The 23,935-nt window shown below is 72.5% G+C and carries 25 protein-coding genes; 7 read left to right on the top strand and 18 right to left on the bottom strand.

Features of this window, described 5'->3' with window-relative positions; genetic code table 11:
- Positions 1-6: 6 nt before the first annotated feature.
- Positions 7-366 (bottom strand): NADH-quinone oxidoreductase subunit A, encoded by a 360-nt coding sequence (locus tag ACSMX9_RS10700; RefSeq protein WP_351248286.1) that lies wholly within the window; start codon positions 364-366, stop codon positions 7-9.
- A 1,164-nt stretch (positions 367-1,530) separates the two neighbouring features.
- Between ACSMX9_RS10700 and ACSMX9_RS10705 the strand changes: the two genes are divergently transcribed.
- A complete protein-coding gene (locus ACSMX9_RS10705) occupies positions 1,531-2,451 on the top strand; it encodes a C40 family peptidase (protein WP_445401893.1) in 921 nt (306 codons plus the stop codon).
- A 67-nt stretch (positions 2,452-2,518) separates the two neighbouring features.
- Here the strand turns inward: ACSMX9_RS10705 and ACSMX9_RS10710 are convergent, their stop codons facing one another.
- A complete protein-coding gene (locus ACSMX9_RS10710) occupies positions 2,519-3,802 on the bottom strand; it encodes a geranylgeranyl reductase family protein (protein WP_445401895.1) in 1,284 nt (427 codons plus the stop codon).
- 148 nt (positions 3,803-3,950) lie between these two features.
- On the opposite strand from ACSMX9_RS10710, the gene ACSMX9_RS10715 reads away from it, so the two are divergent.
- Together ACSMX9_RS10715 and ACSMX9_RS10720 are read left to right on the top strand one after the other, a co-directional pair.
- Complete coding sequence (locus ACSMX9_RS10715; RefSeq protein ID WP_445402952.1) at positions 3,951-4,514, top strand: GNAT family N-acetyltransferase; 564 nt, start codon at positions 3,951-3,953, stop codon at positions 4,512-4,514.
- A gap of 177 nt (positions 4,515-4,691) precedes the next feature.
- Positions 4,692-5,015: a PASTA domain-containing protein gene (locus ACSMX9_RS10720; RefSeq protein ID WP_351248280.1), complete on the top strand. Its 324-nt coding sequence runs from the start codon at positions 4,692-4,694 to the stop codon at positions 5,013-5,015.
- 53 nt (positions 5,016-5,068) lie between these two features.
- On the opposite strand, the gene ACSMX9_RS10725 is transcribed toward ACSMX9_RS10720, so the two are convergent.
- From ACSMX9_RS10725 to ACSMX9_RS10745, 5 genes are all read right to left on the bottom strand, one after another.
- Positions 5,069-6,733 (bottom strand): zinc ribbon domain-containing protein, encoded by a 1,665-nt coding sequence (locus ACSMX9_RS10725; RefSeq protein ID WP_445401897.1) that lies wholly within the window; start codon positions 6,731-6,733, stop codon positions 5,069-5,071.
- A gap of 273 nt (positions 6,734-7,006) precedes the next feature.
- Entirely contained in the window at positions 7,007-7,702 is a 696-nt protein-coding gene (locus tag ACSMX9_RS10730) for a demethylmenaquinone methyltransferase (protein WP_351246619.1), read from the bottom strand.
- Between the two features lie 60 nt (positions 7,703-7,762).
- A complete protein-coding gene (locus ACSMX9_RS10735) occupies positions 7,763-8,242 on the bottom strand; it encodes an imidazolonepropionase-like domain-containing protein (RefSeq protein WP_445401899.1) in 480 nt (159 codons plus the stop codon).
- 7 nt (positions 8,243-8,249) lie between these two features.
- Positions 8,250-9,449 carry a cyclic dehypoxanthinyl futalosine synthase gene (gene mqnC / locus ACSMX9_RS10740; protein ID WP_445401901.1) on the bottom strand — a complete coding sequence of 400 codons (1,200 nt, stop codon included), beginning with the start codon at positions 9,447-9,449 and terminating at the stop codon, positions 8,250-8,252.
- A 130-nt stretch (positions 9,450-9,579) separates the two neighbouring features.
- Positions 9,580-10,320, bottom strand: coding sequence for a prepilin peptidase (locus ACSMX9_RS10745; RefSeq protein ID WP_445401903.1), 741 nt, complete (start codon positions 10,318-10,320; stop codon positions 9,580-9,582).
- A 246-nt stretch (positions 10,321-10,566) separates the two neighbouring features.
- Between ACSMX9_RS10745 and ACSMX9_RS10750 the strand changes: the two genes are divergently transcribed.
- The gene (locus ACSMX9_RS10750) at positions 10,567-11,289 is read left to right on the top strand and encodes a hypothetical protein (RefSeq protein ID WP_445401905.1); all 723 of its coding nucleotides are present in this window, start codon (positions 10,567-10,569) and stop codon (positions 11,287-11,289) included.
- Between the two features lie 309 nt (positions 11,290-11,598).
- On the opposite strand, the gene ACSMX9_RS10755 is transcribed toward ACSMX9_RS10750, so the two are convergent.
- On the bottom strand, positions 11,599-12,474 hold the full coding sequence (locus tag ACSMX9_RS10755; RefSeq protein WP_351246736.1) for a menaquinone biosynthetic enzyme MqnA/MqnD family protein: 876 nt from the start codon (positions 12,472-12,474) through the stop codon (positions 11,599-11,601).
- A 421-nt stretch (positions 12,475-12,895) separates the two neighbouring features.
- On the opposite strand from ACSMX9_RS10755, the gene ACSMX9_RS10760 reads away from it, so the two are divergent.
- On the top strand, positions 12,896-13,099 hold the full coding sequence (locus tag ACSMX9_RS10760) for a cold-shock protein (protein ID WP_351246629.1): 204 nt from the start codon (positions 12,896-12,898) through the stop codon (positions 13,097-13,099).
- Positions 13,100-13,301: 202 nt separating this feature from the next.
- Here the strand turns inward: ACSMX9_RS10760 and ACSMX9_RS10765 are convergent, their stop codons facing one another.
- From ACSMX9_RS10765 to ACSMX9_RS10790, 6 genes are all read right to left on the bottom strand, one after another.
- Positions 13,302-15,242 carry an alpha/beta hydrolase gene (locus tag ACSMX9_RS10765; protein WP_445401907.1) on the bottom strand — a complete coding sequence of 647 codons (1,941 nt, stop codon included), beginning with the start codon at positions 15,240-15,242 and terminating at the stop codon, positions 13,302-13,304.
- Positions 15,243-15,341: 99 nt separating this feature from the next.
- Positions 15,342-15,659: a helix-turn-helix domain-containing protein gene (locus tag ACSMX9_RS10770; RefSeq protein ID WP_445401909.1), complete on the bottom strand. Its 318-nt coding sequence runs from the start codon at positions 15,657-15,659 to the stop codon at positions 15,342-15,344.
- A gap of 171 nt (positions 15,660-15,830) precedes the next feature.
- Positions 15,831-16,358: an EF-hand domain-containing protein gene (locus tag ACSMX9_RS10775; RefSeq protein WP_445401911.1), complete on the bottom strand. Its 528-nt coding sequence runs from the start codon at positions 16,356-16,358 to the stop codon at positions 15,831-15,833.
- Between the two features lie 449 nt (positions 16,359-16,807).
- Positions 16,808-17,131 carry a hypothetical protein gene (locus ACSMX9_RS10780; protein WP_445401913.1) on the bottom strand — a complete coding sequence of 108 codons (324 nt, stop codon included), beginning with the start codon at positions 17,129-17,131 and terminating at the stop codon, positions 16,808-16,810.
- A gap of 131 nt (positions 17,132-17,262) precedes the next feature.
- The gene (locus tag ACSMX9_RS10785; RefSeq protein WP_445401915.1) at positions 17,263-18,000 is read right to left on the bottom strand and encodes a hypothetical protein; all 738 of its coding nucleotides are present in this window, start codon (positions 17,998-18,000) and stop codon (positions 17,263-17,265) included.
- Between the two features lie 59 nt (positions 18,001-18,059).
- Positions 18,060-18,335 (bottom strand): hypothetical protein, encoded by a 276-nt coding sequence (locus tag ACSMX9_RS10790; protein WP_351246643.1) that lies wholly within the window; start codon positions 18,333-18,335, stop codon positions 18,060-18,062.
- A 355-nt stretch (positions 18,336-18,690) separates the two neighbouring features.
- Here ACSMX9_RS10790 and ACSMX9_RS10795 point away from each other — a divergent pair, with 355 nt between their 5' ends.
- Both ACSMX9_RS10795 and ACSMX9_RS10800 read left to right on the top strand, forming a co-directional pair.
- Positions 18,691-19,761: a hypothetical protein gene (locus tag ACSMX9_RS10795; protein WP_445401917.1), complete on the top strand. Its 1,071-nt coding sequence runs from the start codon at positions 18,691-18,693 to the stop codon at positions 19,759-19,761.
- The gene (locus ACSMX9_RS10800; RefSeq protein ID WP_445401919.1) at positions 19,758-20,318 is read left to right on the top strand and encodes a GNAT family N-acetyltransferase; all 561 of its coding nucleotides are present in this window, start codon (positions 19,758-19,760) and stop codon (positions 20,316-20,318) included. The genes ACSMX9_RS10795 and ACSMX9_RS10800 overlap by 4 nt, the downstream gene beginning before the upstream one ends.
- A 60-nt stretch (positions 20,319-20,378) precedes the next feature.
- Here ACSMX9_RS10800 and ACSMX9_RS10805 read toward each other — a convergent pair whose 3' ends face one another.
- The 4 genes from ACSMX9_RS10805 to ACSMX9_RS10820 form a co-directional block, all read right to left on the bottom strand.
- Entirely contained in the window at positions 20,379-21,539 is a 1,161-nt protein-coding gene (locus ACSMX9_RS10805) for a hypothetical protein (RefSeq protein ID WP_445401921.1), read from the bottom strand.
- Positions 21,540-21,764: 225 nt separating this feature from the next.
- Positions 21,765-22,025, bottom strand: coding sequence for a hypothetical protein (locus ACSMX9_RS10810; RefSeq protein WP_445401923.1), 261 nt, complete (start codon positions 22,023-22,025; stop codon positions 21,765-21,767).
- A gap of 189 nt (positions 22,026-22,214) precedes the next feature.
- Entirely contained in the window at positions 22,215-23,561 is a 1,347-nt protein-coding gene (locus ACSMX9_RS10815; RefSeq protein ID WP_445401925.1) for a dicarboxylate/amino acid:cation symporter, read from the bottom strand.
- Between the two features lie 183 nt (positions 23,562-23,744).
- The gene (locus ACSMX9_RS10820) at positions 23,745-23,894 is read right to left on the bottom strand and encodes a hypothetical protein (protein ID WP_351246746.1); all 150 of its coding nucleotides are present in this window, start codon (positions 23,892-23,894) and stop codon (positions 23,745-23,747) included.
- Between the last annotated feature and the right edge of the window lie 41 nt (positions 23,895-23,935).

Raw genomic sequence — 23,935 nt, forward strand, 5'->3', positions numbered from 1 at the left:
CGGGTTTCAGTCCCATTCCAGGCCGCCGCGCCGCCATACGTACGCGTACGCGACGAAGACGGTGAGCACGAAGAGCAGCATCTCCACGAGCCCGAAAAGACCCAGGGCGTCGAAGCTGACGGCCCACGGGTAGAGGAAGACGATCTCGATATCGAAGATGATGAAGAGCATCGCCGTCAGGTAGTACTTGATCGGGAACCGGCCGCCGCCCGCGGGTGACGGCGTCGGTTCGATACCGCATTCGTACGCTTCGAGCTTCGCCCGGTTGTACCGCTTTGGACCGATAAGCGTGGCCATGACCACGGAGAAGATCGCAAAGCCTGCCCCGAGGGCTCCCAGTACGAGGATGGGCGCATAAGCGTTCACCGCTCCTCGCTCCTCTCAGTCGGCATTGACTGCTTCGGCGGTCCCCCCGCGGCCACAGGACCCGGGAGGGCGCTGAACCCGTCACCCACCCCATGGACCCCACCAGCCCCACGGAACTCTCGCGTCCCGTACGGCTCGTGAGTCCCTGCCATCCGGGAGAGTCCTCCGCGTCACTCCCGGAAGACGGACCAAGATCGCATTCATGTGAAGCAGGTCACAAGCCCAACTGCGCTGCATCCTATGCCTGCGGGTCTGTGATCTGCGACACGGGGGTCTTGATCGGCTTTGTGATCTCCACCACCCGACGAAGGATCATGAAGTCAGATGAGCGGTGATCTTCGCACGCGAAGCGGCGTAGTGATCACGATACGTGACAACTCACCCCGTCGACCCAGGTGAAAACGGGTTTGCACTATCAAGCCGATCACCCTGGAAGCAAATTGGCGCTGGACGCATTGGCTTGATAATGGGGGCTCATTCACACCACCCCGGGCCCGGACCGGCGATGTGAACGCCCTGTGAACCCCTGCCCGCACCGATGGACTACGTGCCCCGATTCACGAGCGGCGCGACCTCGAACCCCCTCGAACTCGCCCCATGCCCCACATTGATGCCATACCGCCCCATGAGCTACACACCGCACCACCCTCCCTCAAGAGGGACCAAAGGTCAGGAAACGCCCTCACCGCACCCCCTCGAACACCACTGCGGAAGCAAGCAGGAGCAAAGGGCACGGAGGACGCACGCGCCCCGGCGGGACGGACCCGTCCACGGAGCGCGGCGGAAGGAGCGGGGGTGACCGCCGGGGCCGACCCCTCCCCCACCACAGGACCGTCGCGTTCCGGCCAAGGGCGACACCGGCCGCGCACACCGGATCATCACGACCGCCGGGGGCGCGGAGATATCGAGAAGTGACCTCCATCACATTAACCGAGTCCCCCCACCTGACGGGCTTGGCCATCTTCCCCGACAGGTGGTAGGCGCGAGGCAATTCGGGCGTAAAAAGGAAACCGCGTGATCACGGGCATGATCACAAGTGCCCGTATTGTCCGGTACGGCGTCAATAAAGGGCGACACGCCCGGGATTCACGCAACGCGGGTAGCAACTGTGGCGCAGACCACGTTTCTTGAAGGTAACGGTGGCCCCCTGATAGCGGTGGACCCATGGCCCACACCGCTCATATACCCAGCCACCGGAAGCCCCGCCGTAGCAACGCCACGAAGTTGCGCGCCGGGGTGGCCGGTGGCGTACTCAGCACCCTCGCGGTGGCCGGCACCGCGGGCTCGGCTTCGGCGGCGCCCGCCGCCGAGCCGGTGACCGAGACCCTGGAACTCCCCACCCTGACCGCCGACCTGTCGACCCAGGTCGCCCGCTCCGCGAGCGCCACCCAGCTCGCCGCCGCGACCTACGAGCTCCAGGCCGAGCAGGAGCAGATCCGGGCGCAGCAGGACGCGGCCGCCAAGAAGGCCGCCGCGCAGGCGAAGAAGGACCGTGCCGAGGCCGTCCGCAAGGCCGAGGCCGAGAAGGCCGAGGAGCGGGCCGCCGAGGCCGAGCGGAAGGCCGCCGCCGAGCGCGCCTCCCGCACCGCGGAGCGCACCACGCTCACCACCACCGCCGCGGCGAACGACGCGGGCCCCACCGGTTCGACCGGCTCCGGCTCCTCGGGGTCCGCCGCCTCCTCCGGCTCCTCGCAGGCCGGCGCGGAGCAGAGCACCCCCGCCCCGTCCAGCGGCAGCGTGTCCGCCGTCATCGCCTTCCTCAAGGCGCAGGTGGGCGACGCCTACGTGATGGGCGGCACGGGCCCCAACTCCTGGGACTGTTCGGGCCTCGTGCAGGCCGCGTTCAAGCAGGCGAACATCAGCCTGCCGCGCACCTCGCAGCAGCAGTCCACCGCCGGGACCCAGGTCGGCACGTCCAACCTCCAGGTCGGCGACATCCTCTACTGGGGCAGCGCCGGCGCCGCCTGGCACACCGGCGTCTACATCGGCAACGGCCAGTACCTGGACGCGGCGAACCCCGCCAAGGGCGTCGTCATCCAGGACCTGTCCGGCTACCCGGCCGACGGCGCGGTCCGCGTGCTCTGAGCCGGACCCCGCACCGACGCGGAAGGGGCCGTCACCCGATGGGTGACGGCCCCTTCCGCGTCGTGGGTCAGGCCCGCGGGGCCGCCTTGCTCAGGCCGTTGATGATGCGGTCCATCGCGTCACCGCCGGTGGGGTCGGTGAGGTTGGCGAGCATCTTGAGGGTGAAGCGCATCAGCACCGGGTGGGTGAGGCCGCGTTCGGTGGCCACCTTCATGACCTTCGGGTTGCCGATCAGCTTCACGAACACGCGGCCCAGGTTGTAGTAGCCGCCGTAGGTGTCCTTGAGGACCTTCGGGTAGCGCTGGAGCGCCAGCTCCCGCTGGGCGGCCGTGCTCCGGGCGTGCGCCTGGACGATGACCTCGGCCGCGGTCTGCCCCGACTCCATGGCGTACGCGATGCCCTCGCCGTTGAACGGGTTCACCATCCCGCCCGCGTCCCCGACCAGCAGCAGGCCGCGCGTGTAGTGCGGCTGCCGGTTGAAGGCCATCGGCAGTGCGGCGCCCCGGATCGGGCCCGTCATGTTCTCCTCGGTGTAGCCCCACTCCGCGGGCATTGAGGCGCACCACGCCTTGAGCACCTCGCGCCAGTCGAGCTCCTTGAACGAGGCGGAGGTGTTGAGGACGCCGAGGCCGACGTTGGAGGTGCCGTCGCCCATGCCGAACACCCAGCCGTAGCCGGGCAGCAGCCGGTCCACCGGGCCGCGCCGGTCCCACAGCTCCAGCCAGGACTCCAGGTAGTCGTCGTCGTGGCGCGGGGAGGTGAAGTACGTGCGCACGGCGACGCCCATCGGGCGGTCGTCGCGCCGGTGCAGCCCCATCCCCAGCGACAGCCGGGTGGAGTTGCCGTCCGCGGCGACCACGACCGGGGCGTGGAAGGTCACCGGGGTCTTCTCCTCGCCCAGCTTGGCCTCGACGCCGGTGATCCGTCCGGTGCGGGGGTCGGTGATCGGGGCGCCGACGTTGCAGCGCTCGTACAGCCGGGCCCCCGCCTTCTGCGCCTGGCGGGCGAGTTGCTCGTCGAAGTCGTCCCGCTTGCGGACCAGTCCGTAGTCCGGGAAGGAGGCGAGTTCCGGCCAATCGAGTTGGAGCCGCACGCCGCCGCTGATGATGCGCAGTCCCTTGTTGCGCAGCCAGCCCGCCTCTTCGGAGATGTCGATCCCCATGGCGACGAGCTGTTTGGTGGCCCGCGGGGTGAGCCCGTCACCGCAGACCTTCTCGCGCGGGAAGGCGGTCTTCTCCAGCAGCAGGACGTCGAGGCCGGCCTTGGCCAAGTAGTACGCGGTCGTCGCGCCGGCCGGCCCGGCTCCGACGACGATCACATCTGCGCGGTGTTCGGAGAGCGGCTCGGTCACGGCGGGATCTCCCCAGGACTCGTATTTTTCTGCGTGCCGGCGGGCACTGGACAGATGCAGTCTATGAGGCGGAAGCCGTCGTCATCCGAAGGGTCGTACCGTGAGCCAATCCGCACCCCGTACCGTCCCGTCCACCGCGCCACGCGCCGTGCCGACCGTTTCCCCGCGTTCCGCAGCAGCGGACCGGAACCTGCCCGCCGTACGGCTGCGGGTACCCACCCACGAGGACGCCCACTCCTGGTACCGGGTGTTCGACGATCCGGAGGTCATGGCCTTCCTCGGCGGCAGTTCGGCGGAGCGCTCCGCGTACGAGGAGTTGACCGCCCGGCAGCGACGGCACCACGCAGAACTCGGCTTCTGCCTCTGGACGGTGACCGCCTTCCCCCGGGAGGGCGTCACCACGGACACCGCCGGCGAGACCGTGCTGGGCTTCGCCGGCGCCCAGCCCTGGCCCCATCCGTGGGGGCCGGTCGGGGAGATCGAGATCGGTTGGCGGCTGGGGCGGGCGCACTGGGGCCGCGGCTACGCCACCGCGGCGATGCTGGCCGGGCTGGACGCGGTGCGCGCGGCCGGGGTCGGCCGGGTGGCCGCCGTCGTGGACCCCCGCAACACCCGCTCCGTCGCGATCGCGGAGCGCTTGGGCATGGCCCGGGGGGAGGAGTACGAGGCCCCCGGCGGGCGGTGGGTGCGCGTCTTCAGGCTGGAGTGTTAGGTCCCGTACCGTCGCCGTTGTCCACGCCCGGCGCGCGGGCGTGGACAACGGCACACTGCTTCGTACGGGCGCCGTCGACGGACGGATCACGCTCCGCGCACGCCGGGTCGCGGAGGTTCCGGACCCCCTCGCCCCGGGGCTACCCTTTCGGTAGCACTGGGGGTGAATTCCGTGCATATGACACCCAGGACCCACGGGGTACGGGTTCCCCGGTTCGTCGGTCTGATGGCCGTGGACGCCAGGGCGGCGGCCGTGGCGCACGGCGTGGTGCTCGACACGCCGGACCGGCCTGACCCCTCGCACCCCGACCGGCCCGTCGTCGACTACGTCGTCCGGCAGTACCCGGTCCCCGGGGCGGTGGTGCCCCGGGGCACCACCGTCACCGTCTGGTTCGACCTCGGACCCGGGGAGGGCGAGGGCGGTTCCGGGGTGCGGGAGCCCCGCCGCCCGGTGCCCTCGCCCGGTGGCGAGGGCCGGGAGCGCACGCCCTGCGGGGCCTGACCCGGGAACACGGCGCCCGGGCGGGGCCGGCGCCCCGCGCGGGCGGCGGCCCCTCAGGCCCCGGGCGGCCGGGCCCCGGGCGCGTGGGCCCCCTGCACGGTGAACAGCCGGACCAGCAGCCCGCCCACCGCGATGCCCCCGGCGACCCAGAGCAGGCCGAAGAGCAGTGCCGCGGAGACCTCGGTGCCCATGTGCATCTGTCCCGCCGAGCCGAAGCCCGCGCCGGACTGGTCCATCCCGACCCCGCCGATCGCCACCAGCCCCAGGAACAGGACCAGGAACACGCCGCCGGCCAGGTAGCGGTCCGCGGCGCGGGCGTGGCGGCGGGCCGCGAGGACGCCGAGGAGCAGCGCGCACACGGCGCCCGCCGCGAGCGAGCCGGCGACCGCCCAGCCGCCGACCGCCTCGCCCAGGTCGGAGAGTCCGAAGCTCTCGCGTCCGCCTCCGCTCCCGGAGCCGGCCTCCATCCGCGCCGGGGCGCCCCAGCCGAAGCCCAGGCCGCTGACCGCGAGGTTCGCCAGCAGGAACACCACGATGAGGTGCGGCGAGAACTCCCCGTCGACGGCGCTCTCGTCGTGGACCGCGTCCCACTGGAGGTAGACGACCAGCAGGATCAGCGCGCACAGGGCGAGGGCCGCCGCGAGGGCGCGCAGCGCGGTCCCGAACGCTTCGGTGAGGCGCAGCAGGCCGGGCCGGGCGGCGAGCCAGGAGGCGTGCTCGTCGCGGCTGAGGACCACCGCGGACAGGACGCCGGCCAGCAGCAGGGTGCCCGGGACGGCCCACAGGGATCCGGTCACCTCGATCTCCCGGAGGGAGGGCCGGGCGATCAGTGCCAGCACCAGCGTCCCGAGGGTGAGGAGCACGGTCACCCGGGCCGCCGCTTCGAGACCCGCCGTGCTGCCCCGGGTCCACGGCGTGGCCGCCGCCCAGGGGCCGGCCGGGGGCGGCGGGGCCCCGGGACCGGCGGAGGGCGACGGTCCGTCCGTGCGGTGCCGGAGGCGGTCGCGCAGCAACCGCACCCCGCCGTAGAGGGCCAGCAGCCACACGGCGGTGACCAGGAGCGGAGTCATCGCGAGCCCGCCCCGGCCGGCGTCCGGTTCGCCGAACGGGCTCCGGTCGGAGCCGTAGCCCTCGTCCGCGTCGACGGCCGGCCAGTCCTCACCGGAGCCGAACCGCGGGCCGCCGACCTCCTCGAACTCCATGTCGCCGCCCACCGATTGGAGCACCAGCGCCAGGCTGACCTGGAAGCGGTCGCCGAAGCCCACGGCGTCCTCGTCGTACTCGCTCTGTCCGTACGACGGCGCCGCGAGCAGCACGGTGACCACCAGCAGGGCGAACAGCGGCCAGACCGCGGCCCGGAAGGCTCCGGCCCAGTCGCCGCCGGCGACCCGGCGGAAGAACGTGGCCGCCCCGCCGGGCGGGGCGGGCGGCGGCGGCAGGACGTGCCCCGGCGGGAAGCCGGTGCCGCCCGGGAGGGTGGCGGCGGCGGGGGCGGGCGGGGCCACGGGAGGCGCGGGTGCCTCGGGGGGCGCGGGCGGGGCGCCGGGCGCCGGGGGCGGCGGGTTCGACGGCGGCGTCGTGGGGGCGGGCGGGCCCGTGGGGTGCGCGGGCTCGGCGGGGACCGCGGGCTTGGTGAGGGGCGGGGGCGGGGCGGCCCCCGGGGCCGGGGCGGCCGGGGGCGCGTCGGGTATGGAGGGGCGCTCCCGGCCGCATCTCATGCAGAAACTCCCCTCGTCCGGGCCGGGGGTTCCGCAGTACGGGCAGTAGGACGCCATGGGCACGCTCCGAGTCCGGGGCCGGTCGGTGATCCCCCTGCTACGGGCGCGATCACGCAGTGAACGGACACATCTTCGATGCAGTCGGTTCCCGTCATCCAGACGTCCGGGCAAGGAAGTTCACCCACCGGTCGATCCGCACGGACACGCGGGCGTGCCCGCCGGCGCGCGGTGCCCCTGCCCACCTGGCGCGCGCCCGAGCGCGCGCCGGCGTTGTCAGTCCTGCTTGAAGCCCCGGTGCAGGGACACGATCCCGCCCGACAGGTTCCGCCAGGCGACCCTCGACCAGCCCGCCTCGACCAGCATCCCGGCCAACTCCGGCTGGTCCGGCCAGTCCCGGATGGACTCGGCGAGGTAGGCGTACGCCTCCGGGTTGGAGGAGACCGCTCGGGCCACCGGCGGCAGTGCGCGCATCAGGTACTCGGTGTAGACGGTGCGGAAGGGCGCCCAGGTGGGGTGGGAGAACTCGGCGATGACCACCCGCCCGCCGGGGCGGGTGACGCGCAGCAGTTCGCGCAGGGCCCGTTCGGTGCCCTGGACGTTGCGCAGCCCGAAGGAGATCGTCACCGCGTCGAAGGCGTCGTCACGGAAGGGCAGTCGGGTCGCGTCGCCGGCGGTGAACGACAGCCAGGGGTGGCGCCGCTTGCCCACCCGGAGCATGCCGAGGGAGAAGTCGCAGGGCACGACGTAGGCGCCGGCGCGGACGAACGGGAGGGAGGAGGTGGCGGTGCCGGCGGCGAGGTCCAGGACCTTCTGCCCCGGCCGTGCGTCCACCGCCCGGGTGACCTCCCGGCGCCAGATCCGGTCCTGCCCGAGGGACAGCACGTCGTTGGTGAGGTCGTAGCGTTCCGCGACGTCGTCGAACATCGAGGCGACTTCGTGCGGCTGCTTGTCCAGGGATGCGCGGGTCACGCCCCCATTGTGGCAGGGTCGCCGCGGGCGCTCCGGGGCAGGGGCGCGCCCCGCGCGGGTTCAGCGCCTGCGGTGGACGATGCGCCCCGCGCACACCGTGACGAGGCACTCCGCACCGCCGCCGGGGGCGTCGCCGAAGGCCGTGAGGTCGGCGCGGCCCCCCTCGACGAGGACGGCGGTGCCGGGCGCGTGTTCCGGGGCGACGGCGTGCACCAGCACCCCGGCGCGTTCGGCGGCGGACCGGAGCGCCGGATCGGTGACCCGGGCGGCCAGTACCCCGGTGGCGCCGGTGGTGAGGACCGCGTGCACCCGCTCGCGGGGCGAGGGCGCCGACGGGAGTGCGCCGGTGTGCGTCCGCCCCGGGCCGAGCACCCCCGGCCAGGAGCGCACCCGGGCCCCGGGGAACCGTTCCCGCAGGTCCTCCAGCGGGCCGACCGCGGCGATCCGGTCCCCGCGCACGGCGACCGCGCCGTCCGGCAGCGCCGGGCCGGGGCCGTGCCAGGCGAGGACCAGCTCCCGACCGGTGTGCAGGGTCAACACGGGCGGCTCAGTTGGTGCTGAGGAGCTTCAGCTCGGGGTGCGCGGTGCCCCCGGCGATGGCGGTGGAGGAGATGTGCGACTGCACGCGCTCGTCCACCGGGTCCTGGGCCGGGTCCTCGTGCACGACCAGGTGCTCGTAGGTGGTGGCGCGCTGGGCGGGGACCCGGCCGGCCTTGCGGATGAGGTCGATGATCTCCAGCCGGTTGGAGCGGTGCTTGGCCCCGGCGGAGGAGACCACGTTCTCCTCCAGCATGATCGAGCCGAGGTCGTCCGCCCCGTAGTGCAGGGAGAGTTGGCCGACCTCCTTGCCGGTGGTCAGCCAGGAGCCCTGGATGTGCGCGACGTTGTCGAAGAACAGCCGGGCCACCGCGATCATGCGCAGGTACTCGAAGAGGGTGGCCTGGGTGCGGCCCTTCAGGTGGTTGTTCTCCGGCTGGTACGTGTACGGGATGAAGGCCCGGAAGCCCCCGGTGCGGTCCTGCACGTCCCGGATCATCCGCAGGTGCTCGATGCGCTCGGCGTTGGTCTCGCCGGTGCCCATCAGCATCGTGGAGGTGGACTCCACGCCCAGGCCGTGCGCGGTCTCCATGATCTCCAGCCAGCGCTCGCCGCTCTCCTTCAGCGGGGCGATCGCCTTGCGCGGGCGGGCGGGCAGCAGCTCCGCCCCGGCCCCGGCGAAGGAGTCGAGCCCCGCCGCGTGGATGCGGGTGATGGCCTCCTCCACGGAGACCCCGGAGATCCGCGCCATGTGCTCCACCTCGGAGGCGCCGAGGGAGTGGATCACGAGCTGCGGGAAGTCCTTCTTGATGGCGGCGAAGTGCTTCTCGTAGTACTCGACGCCGTAGTCGGGGTGGTGACCGCCCTGGAACATGATCTGGGTGCCGCCGAGCTCGACCGTCTCCGCGCACCGGCGCAGGATGTCGTCGAGGTCCCGGGTCCACCCCTTGGCGGTGTCCTTGGGGGCCGCGTAGAAGGCGCAGAACCGGCAGGCCGTGACGCAGACGTTGGTGTAGTTGATGTTGCGCTCGATGATGTACGTCGCGATGTGCTCGGTCCCGGCGTACCGCAGACGGCGGGCCGCGTCGGCGGCGGCGCCCAGGGCGTGCAACGGCGCGTCCCGGTAGAGGTCGAGGGCTTCCTCGGGGGTGATCCGGCCACCGGCGGCGGCGCGGTCGAGGATGGGCTGGAGGCCGGCCTTCTCGGTCACCGGGTCGTCCCTTTCGGCAGGCGGTGGGCGGTCCGCCCCAGCCTACGCCCCGGTTTTCCGGCGCGACGGACAGGCCCCGTGCGCCCGGCGCACGGTCCGGCGCGACCGGACCGGCGCGCCGGGGCCGGGCTCAGGCTGCGCGCCCGCCGAGGAGCACGCCCACCAGCGCCCCGACGATCAGGAACGGGCCGAAGGGGATCGCGGTGCGGCGGGTCGCCCGGCGCAGCAGCACCAGCCCCGCCCCGTACAGCGCGGCCAGCAGGAACCCGGCGAAGGTGCCCACGATCACGGCGCCCCACCCGTACCAGCCGAGCACCGCGCCCAGCGCGAGGGCGAGTTTGACGTCCCCGAAGCCCATGCCCTCCGGGTTCACCAGGAAGAGGAGGAGGTAGCCGGCGCCCAGCACCAGCGCCCCGAGCAGCGCCCCCGGCCAGCTGCCCGCGTGGCCGGGCAGCAGGGCGACGGCCCCCAGCAGGGCGAGCGCGGCGGCGGCGAGCGGCAGGGTCAGCACGTCGGGGAGCCGCTTCACCGCGAGGTCCACCAGGGCGAGCAGCACCCCCGGCGGCGCCAGCAGCAGCCACACCGCGAGTTCCGGTCGGGGCCCGGTGGCCGCCCCGAGCAGCCCGCAGACGACGGCCGTCACGCCGGCCACCGCCGGGGTGCCGGGGCCGAACCGGTCGCCATGCGCACAGCGCGCCGGGCCGAGCCAGCCGCGGGCGCCGGCGGCCAACGGCCAGCCGTGCGGGCACTCCCCGCGCCAGGGCTCGCCGGGTTCCACCGCGAACCGGTACGCGGGCCGCGGCAGGAGCACCCCGACGGCCAGGCCCCACACCACCGCGACCGCGGTCAGGACCGCCTCGCCCGTTCCCATGTGCTTCCCCGTCCCCCGTTCCCGCCTCCCGGGGTCCTTCCCCGTTCCCCGGACCGCGACCGCCGTGGCCGGTGGCGGAGCCCCCGTTCACCCTGCCACCCGCCCGTCGCACCGCCCCGAACGGGAGCGGACCTTGGCCGAAACCGCACTGTCGCGGCCGGACGCAACCGAGTGGGCCCCGGTGACGTCACCCTGCACGGAACGAGCCGGACGGGGACGGACGGCCCACGGGGCGAGGAGGGGCGCATGCGCACGGTGACGACGGAACCGGGCCGCCGGGACGGCGGTCGGTCGACGGGGCGCACCGGACCACGGGCCGCCGGAGGCGTGCTGGCCGCGGCCCTGCTCCTGACGGGCTGCGCGGGCGCCGACGGCGACACCGGGGACGCCGGCGCGCGCACCACCACCCCGGCCCCGTCGGGTACGCCGGCGACCTCGATCGCCACCCCGAGCGCCCCGCGGCACCTGGCGCGCCCCGACGTCCGGCTCCCCCGTGACCTCACCGAACGGTTCGACGAGTGGTTCACCGAGGAGCCGGAGAAGGATCTGGTGCTGTCCGATGCCGGCCAGGCCCAGGGTGCGGTGCTGGACGCGCTCGTGAGGGGGTCGGCGGACACCGCAGCGGTGCGCTTCTTCTTCACCGGCGAGGCCCGGTCCGCGGTGGGCGCGTATGTGCGCGACCACGCCCGCACCAGGAACGTGCCGACCGGTTTCGTCCGTTACCACAGCCCCGAACTCGGCTTGCCAGACGCGCACTTGGAGGTTCCCACGGAGGGACGCGCCTCGCTGTCCTTCTGCGTGGACGAGTCACGCCTGCACACCAAGGACCTCGCCGGCGAGGTCGACCGGACCCCGCGGGGGGCCGAGGCCCACGTCCGTTACGACACCCGGCTCAGGTTGAGCGCGCGGGGGGTGTGGCAAACGTACGAACTCGCCACGGAACGCGGAACCGGGAAGTGCCGGCCGTGACGGCACGGAAGGCCACAGCGCCGGTCGCGCCGTCAACTACCCCGTCGGAAGAAACGGGTTGACACCCGTGGGCGCTTCGCCCCGCAAATGATCCGTGCAATTGCCGGGGTCCGTATTGCACGGAGAACGAGACCGACCGATCCTCCGCACCACCGCCCGAGAGCGGAGAAGACGGGCAGGGCGGAATTCCGGTGACGATTCGTTGAATTCCCGGGTGCTCCGATCCGATCAAAGCCCCTTCCGGGGAATCCGCCCGCCGCTCTCCGTGAATTCGGTACCACTCAGTTCCATCGGGTGGACGGTCCCGACTCAGGGCTCCAGGAGGCGCACCCGGACGTCCGCGGGGAACCCGGTCGTCGGCCCGACCCGACGCGCGAACTCGGCGACCGCCGCCAACTGGGGCGCCGCGAAACGGAAGTCGAGGGTGCGGAAGTACCGTTCCAGCACCTCCGCGTCGAACTCCTCCCAACGGGCCGCCTGCTCGGCGACCTTGGGCACCTCCTCCAACGACAGGTCCCGGGAGGCCAGGAACGCCTCGTGCACCTGGCGCACCACCTCGGGCTCGCGCTCCAGGTAGTCGCGGCGGGCCGCCCACACCGCGAACACGAAGGGCAGTCCCGTCCACTCCTTCCACAGCGTGCCCAGGTCGTACACCCGGAGCCCGAGGCGCGGCGCGTAGTGCAGGTTCGCCCGCAGCGCCGCGTCCCCGATCAGGACCGCCGCCTCGGCCTCCTGCATCATCACGCCCAGGTCCGGGGGGCAGCTGTAGTAGTCAGGGCGGACGCCGAAGCGCTCGGCCAGCAGGAGCTGCGCCAGGCGCACGGAGGTCCGGGAGGTGGAGCCGAGGGCGACCCGCGCCCCGTCCAGCCGGTCCAGCGGCACCTGGGAGACGATCACGCAGGACATGACCGGGCCGTCGCAGCCCACGGCGATGTCGGGCAGGGCCACCAGGTCGTCCGCGTTCTTCAGGAACTCGACCAGGGTGATCGGCGCGACGTCCAGCTCCCCCGCCACCAGCCGCTCGCTGAGCTTCTCCGGGCTGTCCTTCAGCAGCTCGAAGTCCAGGAGCGCCCCGGTCCGCGCCAGCCCCCAGTACAGGGGGACGCAGTTCAGGAACTGGATGTGCCCGACGCGGGGACGGGTCCGCCCGGCCGCCGGCCGGGCCGGGTCGTCCTGGGACGGCAGGGGTACCGCGGGAGAATTGTCCACATCGTGAGGCTAGCCCGCCCCCGCCGGCGGGCGGCGCAGGGGGCACCCGGTACGGTGAGCCGGTACCCGCGGCGCGGAGCCCAGCGCCCGGGCGGGCCCCCGTCGACGGGCCGCCGCGAACGCGCACCGAGCGGCTTATCCCCGTCCCTTCGCCCCCTTATCGGGACGCGTGCGTCAAGGACGGCGCCCGGACTCAAACATCCGGGTGACGTGATCTTGACCTCTATCGCTTTCCCGCGCCCGCGTGCTAAGCTCGACGCAAGTTGCAGTTTGGTTTCCCTTGCAGTACAGAGCCTGCGGAGCATGTGACCCGCAGGCTTTCGTCGTTTTCAGACTTTTGCAGTTGTTACAACAGCAGGTTCTGGAGCAGGGCAACCCTTTGGCCCAAGGAGGGCTTATGGCTACCGGAACCGTGAAGTGGTTCAACGCCGAAAAGGGCTTTGGTTTCATCGCCCAGGAAGGCGGGGGCCCCGACGTCTTCGTCCACTACTCCGCGATCAACTCGTCCGGGTTCCGCTCCCTTGAGGAGAACCAGGCCGTGTCCTTCGACGTCACGCAGGGCCCGAAGGGTCCGCAGGCGGAGAACGTCACCCCGCTGTAGCGGGGCTCCCGGGGCGACCCGGGAACCGACGATCCGGAACGGATAGCAGTACCCAAGGAGCCCCGCTCCCCCGCGCCACCCGCGCGGGGAACCGGGGCTCCTGCCTTTTCTCCCGCCTCCGCCGGGGTCAGCCGGTGCGGGGCGGGATCGCCGTTCCCGGGCCCCGCCACCGGCCCCGGTTCCTTGCGGCGCCCGGCGGGCCTCAGTCGGGAGCCGTCCGCCCTTCGGCGCGCTCCGCCTCCTCGGCGTCCTGGGCGTCGGCGGGGCACGAACCGCCGCTCCCGCCGCCCGGCAGGTCCCCTTCGAGGAAGAACGCGTCCACGGCCCGCCGCACGCACTTCGACGAGGTGTAGCCGCCGTGGCCCTCGCCCCGGTTGTCCAGCACCACCGCCGAGTCGCCGAGCCGGCGTGCGGTCTCCACGGTCCAGCGGTACGGGGTCGCCGGGTCACCCCGCGTGCCCACCAGCAGCATCTTCGGCGTCGACACGTCGTGGATCGACCGGATGAAGTCGCTGCCCGGCGGATACCCCGCGCACAGCAGCACCTGGCCCAACTGGGCCGGCCCGAAGACGGGCGAGGCCGCCGTGTACCGGGCCAGCAACCGTTCGTAGGCGGCCGGGGTGAGGTCGGCCGCGGTCAGCCGGTCCGGGTCGTCGGCACAGTTGACCGCGGTCAGCGCGACCAGCATGTTGTCGGCGGGCACGGGGGGTGCGACGGGTCCGGTGCGGGTGGTCCGCGGATGCGCCGCCGCCCCGGTCCCCGCACGGCCCCCGGGGGGCGGGCGGACCCCGGTCACCGGTACCGGCATCGAGGTCGCCAGCAGCGGAATCGGGTCGTCGTCCTCGATCAACGAGGCCAGCGCCAGGGACAGGGAGGGCCAGTTCGCCCGGCTGTACAGCGCCGCCGACAGGGCTGCCACCAGGGTGTCGACCGTGAACCGCGAACCGTCGTAGAGGGTGATCGGGTGCTCCGACACCCGCTCGACCAGCCGCGCCACGTTCCGCTTGGCGTCCCGCGCGTTGTCCCCCAGCGGACAGTCCGCACGGGTGGCGCACCAGGTCGCGAAGTCGTCCAGCGCGGTCTGCCGGCCCTCCGCGGTCACCAGCCCCTGCTCCACCAGCGGCTCCACCAGGGTGTCCACCCCGTCCAGGACCATCCGGCCCACCCGGCGCGGGAACTCGGCCGCATAGGCCGCACCGAGCCGGGTCCCGTACGAGAACCCCAGGTAGTTCAGCCGGTCGTCGCCGAGGGCCTGCCGGATGACGTCCAGGTCACGGGCGACGTTGACGGTCCCCACGTACGGCAGCACCGGGCCCGAGGCGCGCAGACAGCGCTGGTAGTGGGCCTCCGCCTCGCGGAGGAACGCCTCGGGGTCCGTCCCGGTGAACTCGGGGGGCGGGGCGTGGTCGCAGGTCACCGGGGAACTCCGACCCACCCCGCGCGGGTCGAAGGTGACCACGTCGTACGCGTTGGTGAAGGTGTTGAAGGTCCGGCCGAACCCCGCGAGGTTGACGACGCCCGGGTCCCCGGGGCCCCCGAAGTTCAGCAGCACCGAGCCCTTGGGGTCGTCGGTGGTCGCCGCGATCCTGGCCAGCGCGAGGCGCAGGGTGCCCCGCTCGGGCGCCGCGTAGTCCAGCGGGACGGTCACCTCGGCGCAGGTCATGCCCTCCGGGTTCTGCGGCAGGTCCGCACACTCGCCCCAGGTCGGGCGCTGGTCGTAGAACTGCCGCAGGTCGGGCTGGGCCGCCGCCTCGCCGGCCCCCGTGCGGGTGCCCCCGCCCCGTTCGGCGCCGGGAACGGAGGGGTCCCGGGCGGTCGGCATCGGGCCCGTGGGGGCCGTGGCGGTGGGGTTCCGGCCGGCGGGTGCGGTGGCCGGCGGGGTGGTGGTGGGCGGTGCGGTGAACGCCGGGAGGCGGGGTGCGCCCGGCGGGTGGGTCAGGGGAGCGGTCACCGCTGCGGGGCCCCCGTCCCTGTCCCCGGCGGCGGTGCTGCGGCTCGGGCCGGTGGGCGGTGCGGCCCCGGTGCGGGCGGGTGACCCCGTGGCCGGCCCGGCCGCCGGGGCGACCAAGGCGAGCAGGGCCACCGCCACGGCCGCGTACCGCACCCGCCCACGCGGCACGGCCCGCCTGTCCGTCGCGCCCATCGCACCCTCCAGGGCCAGAGGTGCACCTCCGGCCACGATAGGCCCGGCCCTGCGGGGGCGCTTGCCGGCGGGGCGGGCCGGGCCCGCCGCCGGCGGGTCTCAGGCGATGGCTGCGATGTCCCCATCGTCGAAGTGGATGGCCTGATGCAGCCGCCCGCCCAGGGCCACCGCGAAGCGGGCAAGAACGTCCTGTCCCGAGACGTGCCCCCGCTCGATCTGCGACACACGCCCCTTGGTGACGCCCATGCGGTCGGCCACTTCCTGCTGGGTCAGTCCTCGCGCACGCCGCAACTCGGCGAGGCGGCGGCCGGTCATCTCGGCGAGCAGCTCTTCCTTGCCCGCCCGCACGGCCTCCTCGCCTCCGGCACGGGCGACATGCTCAGCACGGATGTCCTGCCCACGCGTGTAGCCGCTCACGATCGTTCTCCTTCCACCCGGGATCGTCCAGCGCCTTCACCACCCGAGCATGTGCAAGGTCATCAAGGTCTGCGATCCAGTCGCGGACCTCGTTGACCAGGAAGATTTCCCACTCGCCGCCCACAGCGGTGGGTATAGCGTTCGCTATACCCACCGCTGTGGGCGGCCCGGTCACCCCGTGACGAGGCGGTCCCCCGCGATCCCCGCCCGGTCGGGGCGGTAGTAGTCCCGGATGCCCTCCGCCCACACGGCGACGGGGACCCGGTCGCCCTCCACCGGGCCGAAGGCGTCGAACAGCGCCTCGATGTGGGCCGGTGCGAAGCCGATGGCGATCATGAGTGCGAGGAAGTCGGGCCGCTCGACCAGCCCGTCGCCGTCCGGGTCGCCCATGGCCGACAGGGCGACCGCGAACGCGTCGACGGCCGCGTCGAACCGCTGCGGGTCGAGGACGACCGCGGCGAACTCCTCCGGGCTGATCCGCCCGTCGCCGTCGACGTCCAACTCCGTGGTCAGGGTGGCGCCGTATCCGCGGAAGGCGTCGAGCAGCGCCTGTCCGGCCTCCTCCCGGGCGGTCGGCAGGGCCGCGACCGTCCGGCGGCCCATCAGGTCGAAGTCCGTCGGTTCGAGATAGCCGTTGCCGTCCGCATCGAAGAGGGTGAACACGAGTTGGGCGCGGGCGGCGGCCTCGGTGGTGGGCATGGCGGAACACCTCTGCTTCGCAGTGGGGACAAGGAGGCCGGGGACGTGGCCCGGCGGTCGCCCCACTATCCGGCGGCCCGCCTGCCCGGTCCGTCGAAAGCCCCGCGGCGCCACCCGAACGAGGGCAAACTTCCGGTGCCGCGCATGGCGCGCGGCACCGGGGGAAGTGCGGGCGCCCGACCGCACACGGGTCACGAACTGCTGGCCCCGTCACCGATCGTCTCGAAAGCCGACGCTGCGGCGAGGGTGTTCAGGGCGGGGGTCGAGTTCGTCGCGTATCGGGGCCGGGGTGAGGCTCACCGCGCAGTGGGGGCAGGCGTTTATGGTCGTGGTGCTGCCGCCGGGGCGTCGCGGGACGCGGACGGGGAGGGGCGCGAGGGTGCGGCGGTGGCAGGCGCAGCAGGTGGCGTCACGGTTAACGGGGCGGGGCGCGGTGAGGGCCTCGGGGATCACGCGGAGACTCCCACCCGGGGGCGCGAGTCGGCAGCGGAGTACGGGACCGTCGTCCGCACGGGGAGTTGCTCAGCCCAATCCGCTTCCTGGCGGGCGATCCAGTCGCGGAGGTAGGGCGGGACGCGGTGACCCCAGGGGGACGGGGCGGTGCGGGCCAGGACGTGGGGCGGGACGGGGAGGCGTGCCGTGCAGATGACCGTGGGCGGGAGCGCCGCGGGGGGTGTGAGGTGGGCGCACGTGTGGCGGCCGGGGCGGGGGCGGCGGGTCAACGGGAAGACGTTGAGCATCCGTACCAGGGCACGGGAGATACGATCGCGCATACGTCGGGTCAGCTCCTCGGAAGCTGGTTCGGTGAGCCCCGGTGGACCGTTGGTGCGGTCCACCGGGGTGCTTTGCGTCCGTGCGGGAGGGGCCGTGGTGCTCCCTGACGGGCGGGAGGCGCGTGCAGTCGTCAGGGAGGGGGCGCGAGGCGCAGCGCGACACCGAATCGGGGAAGGACGTCGATGGCCTCGGCCGCTTCGGTGATCGTCGGCAGGGGCCGGCGTCCTCGGCCGATGCGGCGCAGGCACTCCACCTGCCAGCCCTCCGGGAGGGACGCGAACCGTTGGACGGCTTCGCCGTCCTCTCCGGTCGGGGACTCCTCGCGGCCGATGCGGCGTTGGACGTCCGCGAGGGCGTCCCAGACGCAGGACGGTTGGGCCCAGTCGGCCGGGCCCGGGTCTGCGACCGGACACGGGTCGACGTCCAGGGCGTGGAAGACCTCGGCGCGCCAGGCGGGGCGGAGGTCGTGGAACCAGGCCAGTTGGTGGTGGGCGGCTTCGCGTTGCTCGTGTCGCCCCTCGGCCTCGGGCCAGCGGTCCGGGCGGTGTGGTTCGCCGTGGGTGGCGAAGTACGCGCAGTCCCGAACCAGTTCGGTCAGAGCCGGCCGGCGGTCGGTCGGCTCGGGGGGACGGCCGGTGTGGAGGCGGTGGCCGGAGGCCAGGGCCCAGTACAGGGCGGCCCGGTCGGCGGGGGTGAGCTTGTCCCAAGCGCCGGTGGACTTCAGCTCCTCCCACACCAGGGGGACGGCGCGGCCCGCGAACTGCCGCGCCTCGGACCAGGGGAGGTCAACGGAAGGGGCTGCCAAGGCGTCGAGCACGGTACGGAGTTCGCCCAGGCCCGGCCGGGTGGCGATGGATCGGTTGGTCATGGTTCCCCGTGGATGAGGGTGGCGGGTGTCGATCGGTTCCCGATGGAGCAGCGGCTCGGTCAGGTGGTGGTGCCGGGCAGGGTGCCCGGGTCGACGTCCCGGGGTGGGTCCCACTGGACGGTGTCGAACAGGACCCGGTCGTAACGGCGGTGGCCGGTCGCCCGTAGGTGGCCCTCCACCCAGGCGAGTGCCTCCTCCGGGGTGCGGTTCTCCAGCCCGGACGGAGGGGTCTCCCGGCACGGCGGCGTCCCGGAGACGCACTGCACGTGCGCCCTGATCCCCAGGGACTCCACCTGCTTCAAGGTCCACTCGATGTGACGGAAACGCCTGGTCACAGAACAGCTCCCTTCTCTCTCTGTGACCATTCCATCGCCTTCAGTCGTCACATCAGCTCGGATGAAGCGGACTTTTAGGCGGACATTTGAGCCGTCGCCCACTGGCAACTGAGTACTTTGAGGTGAACGCCGGTGCTGAAGCGAAAGGGCGGGCATGCCAGTGGTGAGTCCCCACAGCCTCGGCCTGCTGCGGAAAGCAGCGGGCTTCACGCAAGCGTCCTTCGTAGCTGAGTTCCTCAGAGAGGCGACTCGTCTCGGTGTCACCGCGACAACGAGCGTCAGGCAGTTGCGACGGTGGGAGACAGAAGACCCTCCTCCGCTGCCTCACCCGGGGCAACAGAAGGTACTCGAAGTGATGTTCGGGCTACCGCTCTCGGACATGGGTTTCGTGGTGCCCGCTCATCGAATGGCGCTTTCGGCGTCCGGCAACGACGATGAAGAGGTGAAGCGCAGAACATTCGTCACTCGTTCGAGCCTGACTGCGACGGCACTTCTCTCGGACCGGCAGGGGACTCGCGTCGGCGCCACCGACGTGCGGGATGTCCGTTTTCGCCTGGCCGATCTCTACTCCGTCGACCACTCTTCTGGCGGCACATCGGCCAAGGACCGTGCCCTGCGCATCGGGAACGCGGTCACTCGAATGTTGAACCAGGGCGTCTACACAGGGCGAGTTGGCCGAGAGTTGCAGACCGTCCTGTGTGAAGTCACATGCCATCGAGCCTGGTTCGGATACGACGGTGGCCCCTCTGATGAAGCGCGCAACACCTGCATGGAAGCCCTGACTACCGCGCAACTCGTCGGCGACCCACTGCTCCAAGTACGCGCACTCAACACTCTGTCGCTCCTTTCAGTCGACACGGCACGCATCTGGGAAGCCTCCTCCGCGATCGAACACGCTAGCTCCCTCGCACAACAGGTGGCCGCCGGCCCGACGGTCCGCTTGGTGATCTCGCTGCGCGAGGCGAAAGTCGCTACCGGCGCGGCCGACTTCACGCGCGCGAGCCGGGCGCTGAATCGCGCGATCTCCTACCAGGCACATGTGGACAGCGACTCCGATGCACCCAATTGGGCCCGGTTCGCCGGGCCTGTCGAAGTGGACTATGCCATGGCCGCCTACCACACCAAGGCAGGCAAGCTCACGAGGGCGGTGCCCTTTCTGCGGTCTGCGGTAGCCGGGCTCGGCGGTGGCTACCGACGCAACACCGCCTGGTACCGAGCCCGACTGGCCCAAGCCCTGCTCATCACCGGGGAAGTCGAGGAAGCCTGTCATGAGATCGACAAGGTGCTTCCCGCGACCACCCACGTTTCCTCGAACCGACTGTGGCAACGTCTGAGATCCTTCGAACAGGCAGCACGGATCGTCGGGAACTCCACCGCACACGAATCGGCCGACCGTATTCGAGAGGCCAGGAGGAGTGCGCCGTGAAGCCCACCGAGGACGTCACCGTCGAACCGCTGGACGGAGCGGGGGCGGCACGCGCCGCCGACGCGTTCACGCTCGTGTACGCCGAGGCCTTCGCCGAGCCGCCCTACCGGAAGACGGCGGCCGAGGTGCGGGCGAACGCCCAGCGGTTCGGGGTCCAGACGCGCAAGGCGACGTTCCGGGCGGCCCTCGCCCGGGCCGCCGACGGCACGCCCGTGGGCATCGCCTACGGGTATCCGCTCGGGCCCCGCACCGGTTGGTGGGACCGGCTGACCACGCCGGTCCCCGTCGACCTGCGGCGGGAGGACGGGAGCCGCACCTTCGGCCTGATCGAGTTGGCGGTGCGGGCGCCCTGGCGTCGGGGCGGCGTGGCCGCACGCCTCCACCGTGCGGTGCTCGACGGGGCCGCCGAGGAGCGCGTGCTCCTCAACGCCCGTCCCGAGGCCGGAGCCGCGCAGGCCGCGTACCGGTCCTGGGGCTACCGCAAGGTGGGCGAGGCCCGTCCCTGGGACGGGGCAGCGCTCCACGACGTGCTGGTGCTCCGGCTCGGTCCCCGGTAACGCACGTGCCGGGCCGGCCGTTGACGTCGCGAGGGACGTGAACGGCCGGCCCCGGTGCGGTCAGAACGACCCGCGGTAGCCGGTCAGGTCGGCCTCCGCGCAGGCGATGCTGCCGACCAGGCAGCGCGCGTCGGCGTACTTGCGGGTGTAGACGTTGGTGACCCGGCCGCCGTCGTAGAGGTAGATGTGGTGGTTGGGCATGAGCCGGTGCTTGCCCGAACGGATGGCGTAGTTGCCGCTCTTGGTGAGGTTCATGGTGAGCGCGCCGCTGATGGCGCCCTTCACCCCGCCCAGTCCGCGGCAGAACGGGTTGGTGGCGTGCAGGGTCATCCGGATGTCGACGTGGTTGGCGCCGGAGCCGAGCTTCTTGACCTTCATGCCTCCGGTGCCGGCGGTCTTGGTCGCGACCTTCCGGCCGTTGCTCTTGCGGTAGACGGTGGTCGAGCCGACGCTCTGGTGACCGGACACCGCCTTGGAACGCCAGGTGACGACGGCGTTGAGCGAGGTGCGGTACTTGCTGGAGCGCCAGTCGAAGTTCGACCGGCCGTCGCCGCCGAACTGGAAGTTGGGCCCGTAGTCGCAGCCGGCCGTGGGGGCGGCCACCTTCGCCTGCGGGATGAAGGTGGTCCAGGTCAGGGTGGAGGTGGCGGCGGTGCCCGCGGCGGCGGCCAGGGCGGACGCCTGCTTGCGGAGGCCGGTGAGGGAACCGGAGGCGGGCACGGACGCCTTCACCCCCCACAGTCGGGCCCGGGGGTCGCCGCCCTCCGGCAGGACCGGGGCGACCTGGTAGTGGTGGACGCGGCCGGACCGCACGTTCGTGTCGCGGAACGAGACCGCGCCGGGCGGCAGTTGTGCCACCGGGCGGCCGTCACGGGTGACGACGTAGCGGGCGTCCGCGGCGTATCCCTTCCAGGACAGTTCCACGAAGGAAGGGCCGGTCGCCGTGGTGATGCCTTCGTGGGCGCTGGAGCGGTCGACGACGGCCGTCCGGCCGGACGGCGCCTTCATGACGGCGAAGCCCTGGGCCTTCAACTGCCGGCCGGTGGCGCTGTCCGCGGCGACGCCCGACACGTCGGTGAGGGCGCCGGCGGCCAGGAAGGAGGCGGCGGCCGTGGGCGTGGCGGCGGGCGTGCGGTCCGCGGCCGAGGCCGGCAGCACGCCCGCGACGAGCGCGAGCGTGGACGCCGACAGCACGGTGGTCATCCCCCCGGACTTCTTCATGTGTGTGTTCCTCTCCCCGTGTTGCCCCGTGACGGGACGTGGTGCGCCCCGGTGACGGGGCGCGCGTCGCCGGACGGCGGACACGTGTCAACGTGCTCCGACCGCCTGGCAGGTCTGCGTCAATTGTCGGAGACGAAGGCCCTGTGGATCAAGGGAAATTCGGCGCGGACGCCCGTGACCGCCCCGCCGGGAACGCGGCGGGCCCCCCGGGTGGGGGGCGCCGGCTCAGGCGGTGACGAGGGACATCAGGAACAGGGGGTAGAGCACGCTCAGCGCACCGGCGACGGTCCCCACCAGGCAGGCGGGGCGGCTGAGTCCGCGCCCCAGGCCGAGGAGGCCGAAGGTGACCGCCAGGACCCCGGCGAGCACCGGGATGGCGGCCCCGATGTACCCCGCGAACACCGCGGAGACGACGCCGATCACGCCCAGGAAGGCCGAGGCGGGCCCGTACAGGGTCGCGGGGCTGTCGGCGGGGTCGACGGTCATCACACAGTCCTCGTGGTGGGGGGTCGGGTGCCCGGCCGCCGGACGGCGGCGGGCGGGGGTTACTCGTGCGCCATCATCGCACTCCCCTTCCGGCCGCTCCGCGGCGCTCCCCCGTGCGGCAGGCCGAAGGCCCCGCGACTCCGGGGGGAGTTGGCGGGGCCTTCGGGTCGGACGGGAGCGGCGGGGGCGTCAGCCCGCGGCCGGGACCGGCACCGCGTCGCGCGGGGCGGCGGGCTCGTCGGCGTCGATCGGGGACGCGGAGGCGTTGTCGTAGGCGTCGTGGTCGAGGATCTTCTCGCGGGCCGAGACGATCACCGGGACGAGGGCCTGGCCGGCGACGTTGGTGGCGGTGCGGATCATGTCGATGATCGGGTCGATCGCGATCAGCAGGCCCACGCCCTCCATGGGCAGGCCCAGGGTGGACAGGGTCAGCGTCAGCATGACCGTGGCGCCGGTGAGGCCGGCGGTGGCGGCGGAGCCGACCACCGAGACGAAGGCGATCAGGATGTAGTCACCGACGTTGAGGTCGACCTTGAAGATCTCGGCGACGAAGATCGCGGCGATGGCCGGGTAGATGGCGGCGCAGCCGTCCATCTTGGTGGTGGCGCCGAACGGGACGGCGAAGGACGCGTACTCCTTGGGGACGCCGAGACGCTCGGTGACCCGCTGGGTGAGCGGCATGGTGCCGACCGAGGAGCGGGAGACGAAGGCCAGCTGGATCGCGGGCCAGGCGCCCTTGAAGAACTGGATCGGGTTGACCTTGGCGACCAGGGCGAGCAGCAGCGGGTAGACGCCGAACAGCACCAGGAGGCAGCCGATGTACACGTCGGCGGTGAACACGGCGTAGTCGCCGATCAGGTCCCAGCCGTAGGTGGCGATGGCGTAGCCGATGAGGCCGACGGTGCCGAGCGGGGCGAGCCGGATGACCCACCACAGGGCCTTCTGGAGGAGTTCGAGGACGGCCTCGCTGAGGCTGAGGATCGGCTTGGCGCGGTCGCCCAGCTTGAGGGCGGCGATGCCGGCGACGGCGGCCAGGAAGACGATCTGGAGGACGTTCAGCTCGGTGAACGGGGTGATGACGTCGGTCGGGACGATGCCGGTGAGGAAGTCGATCCAGGAGCCGGTGGCCTTCGGCTCGCCGCCGTCCTTGCTGGTCAGGCCGGTGCCCGAGCCGGGGTTGGTGATCAGGCCGATGAACAGGCCGATCGCCACCGCGATCAGCGAGGTGATCATGAACCAGAGGAGGGTGCGGGAGGCCAGCCGGGCGGCGTTGTTGACCTTCCGGAGGTTGGTGATCGACACCAGGATGGCGAAGAACACCAGGGGGCCCACGGCCAGCTTCAGCAGCCCGACGAAGATGCCGCCGATTTTCTCCAGCGTGGTCACCAGCCACGAGACGTCGAAGTGACGGGCTGCCCAGCCCAGGGCCACGCCGAGCACGAGACCGATGAGTATCTGGGCCCAGAAGGGCACCGGGAACTGCCGCTTGGCCGGGGCGACCGGCTGCGACGGCGTGTTCGTGGCGGGGACGGACACGGGGGACACACTCCCTTGGGGGGTGAGGGGGACGGGGGGTCGGGCTGAGGGGGTGCGCTGGTGCCCGGGGACGGGCACCCGGGGGTCCGGATGAACGGGACGGGTCGCCGGCGGTGCGGTGCCGGTGTGCGCACGGGGTGCCGGACGGGCCCTGGGACGGGGCCGTCGGGTCCGGCGGGGGCGTCAGAAGCGGCGACAGACCGCGAGGGGGGTGCGACACGCCGCGGAGAGGCAGCGGCACAGGTCCACGTGCAGGCGCGCCACGAGCGGGAGGCCCATGGTGGTCATGGGCCTCGGACCCATGACGGAGCGGCGCGCGGCGGTGGACTTCATGCCGCACACGCTAACACTTGTACTTTGAGGTCCTCAAAGAC

This window comes from Streptomyces sp. LE64 (assembly GCF_052606915.1).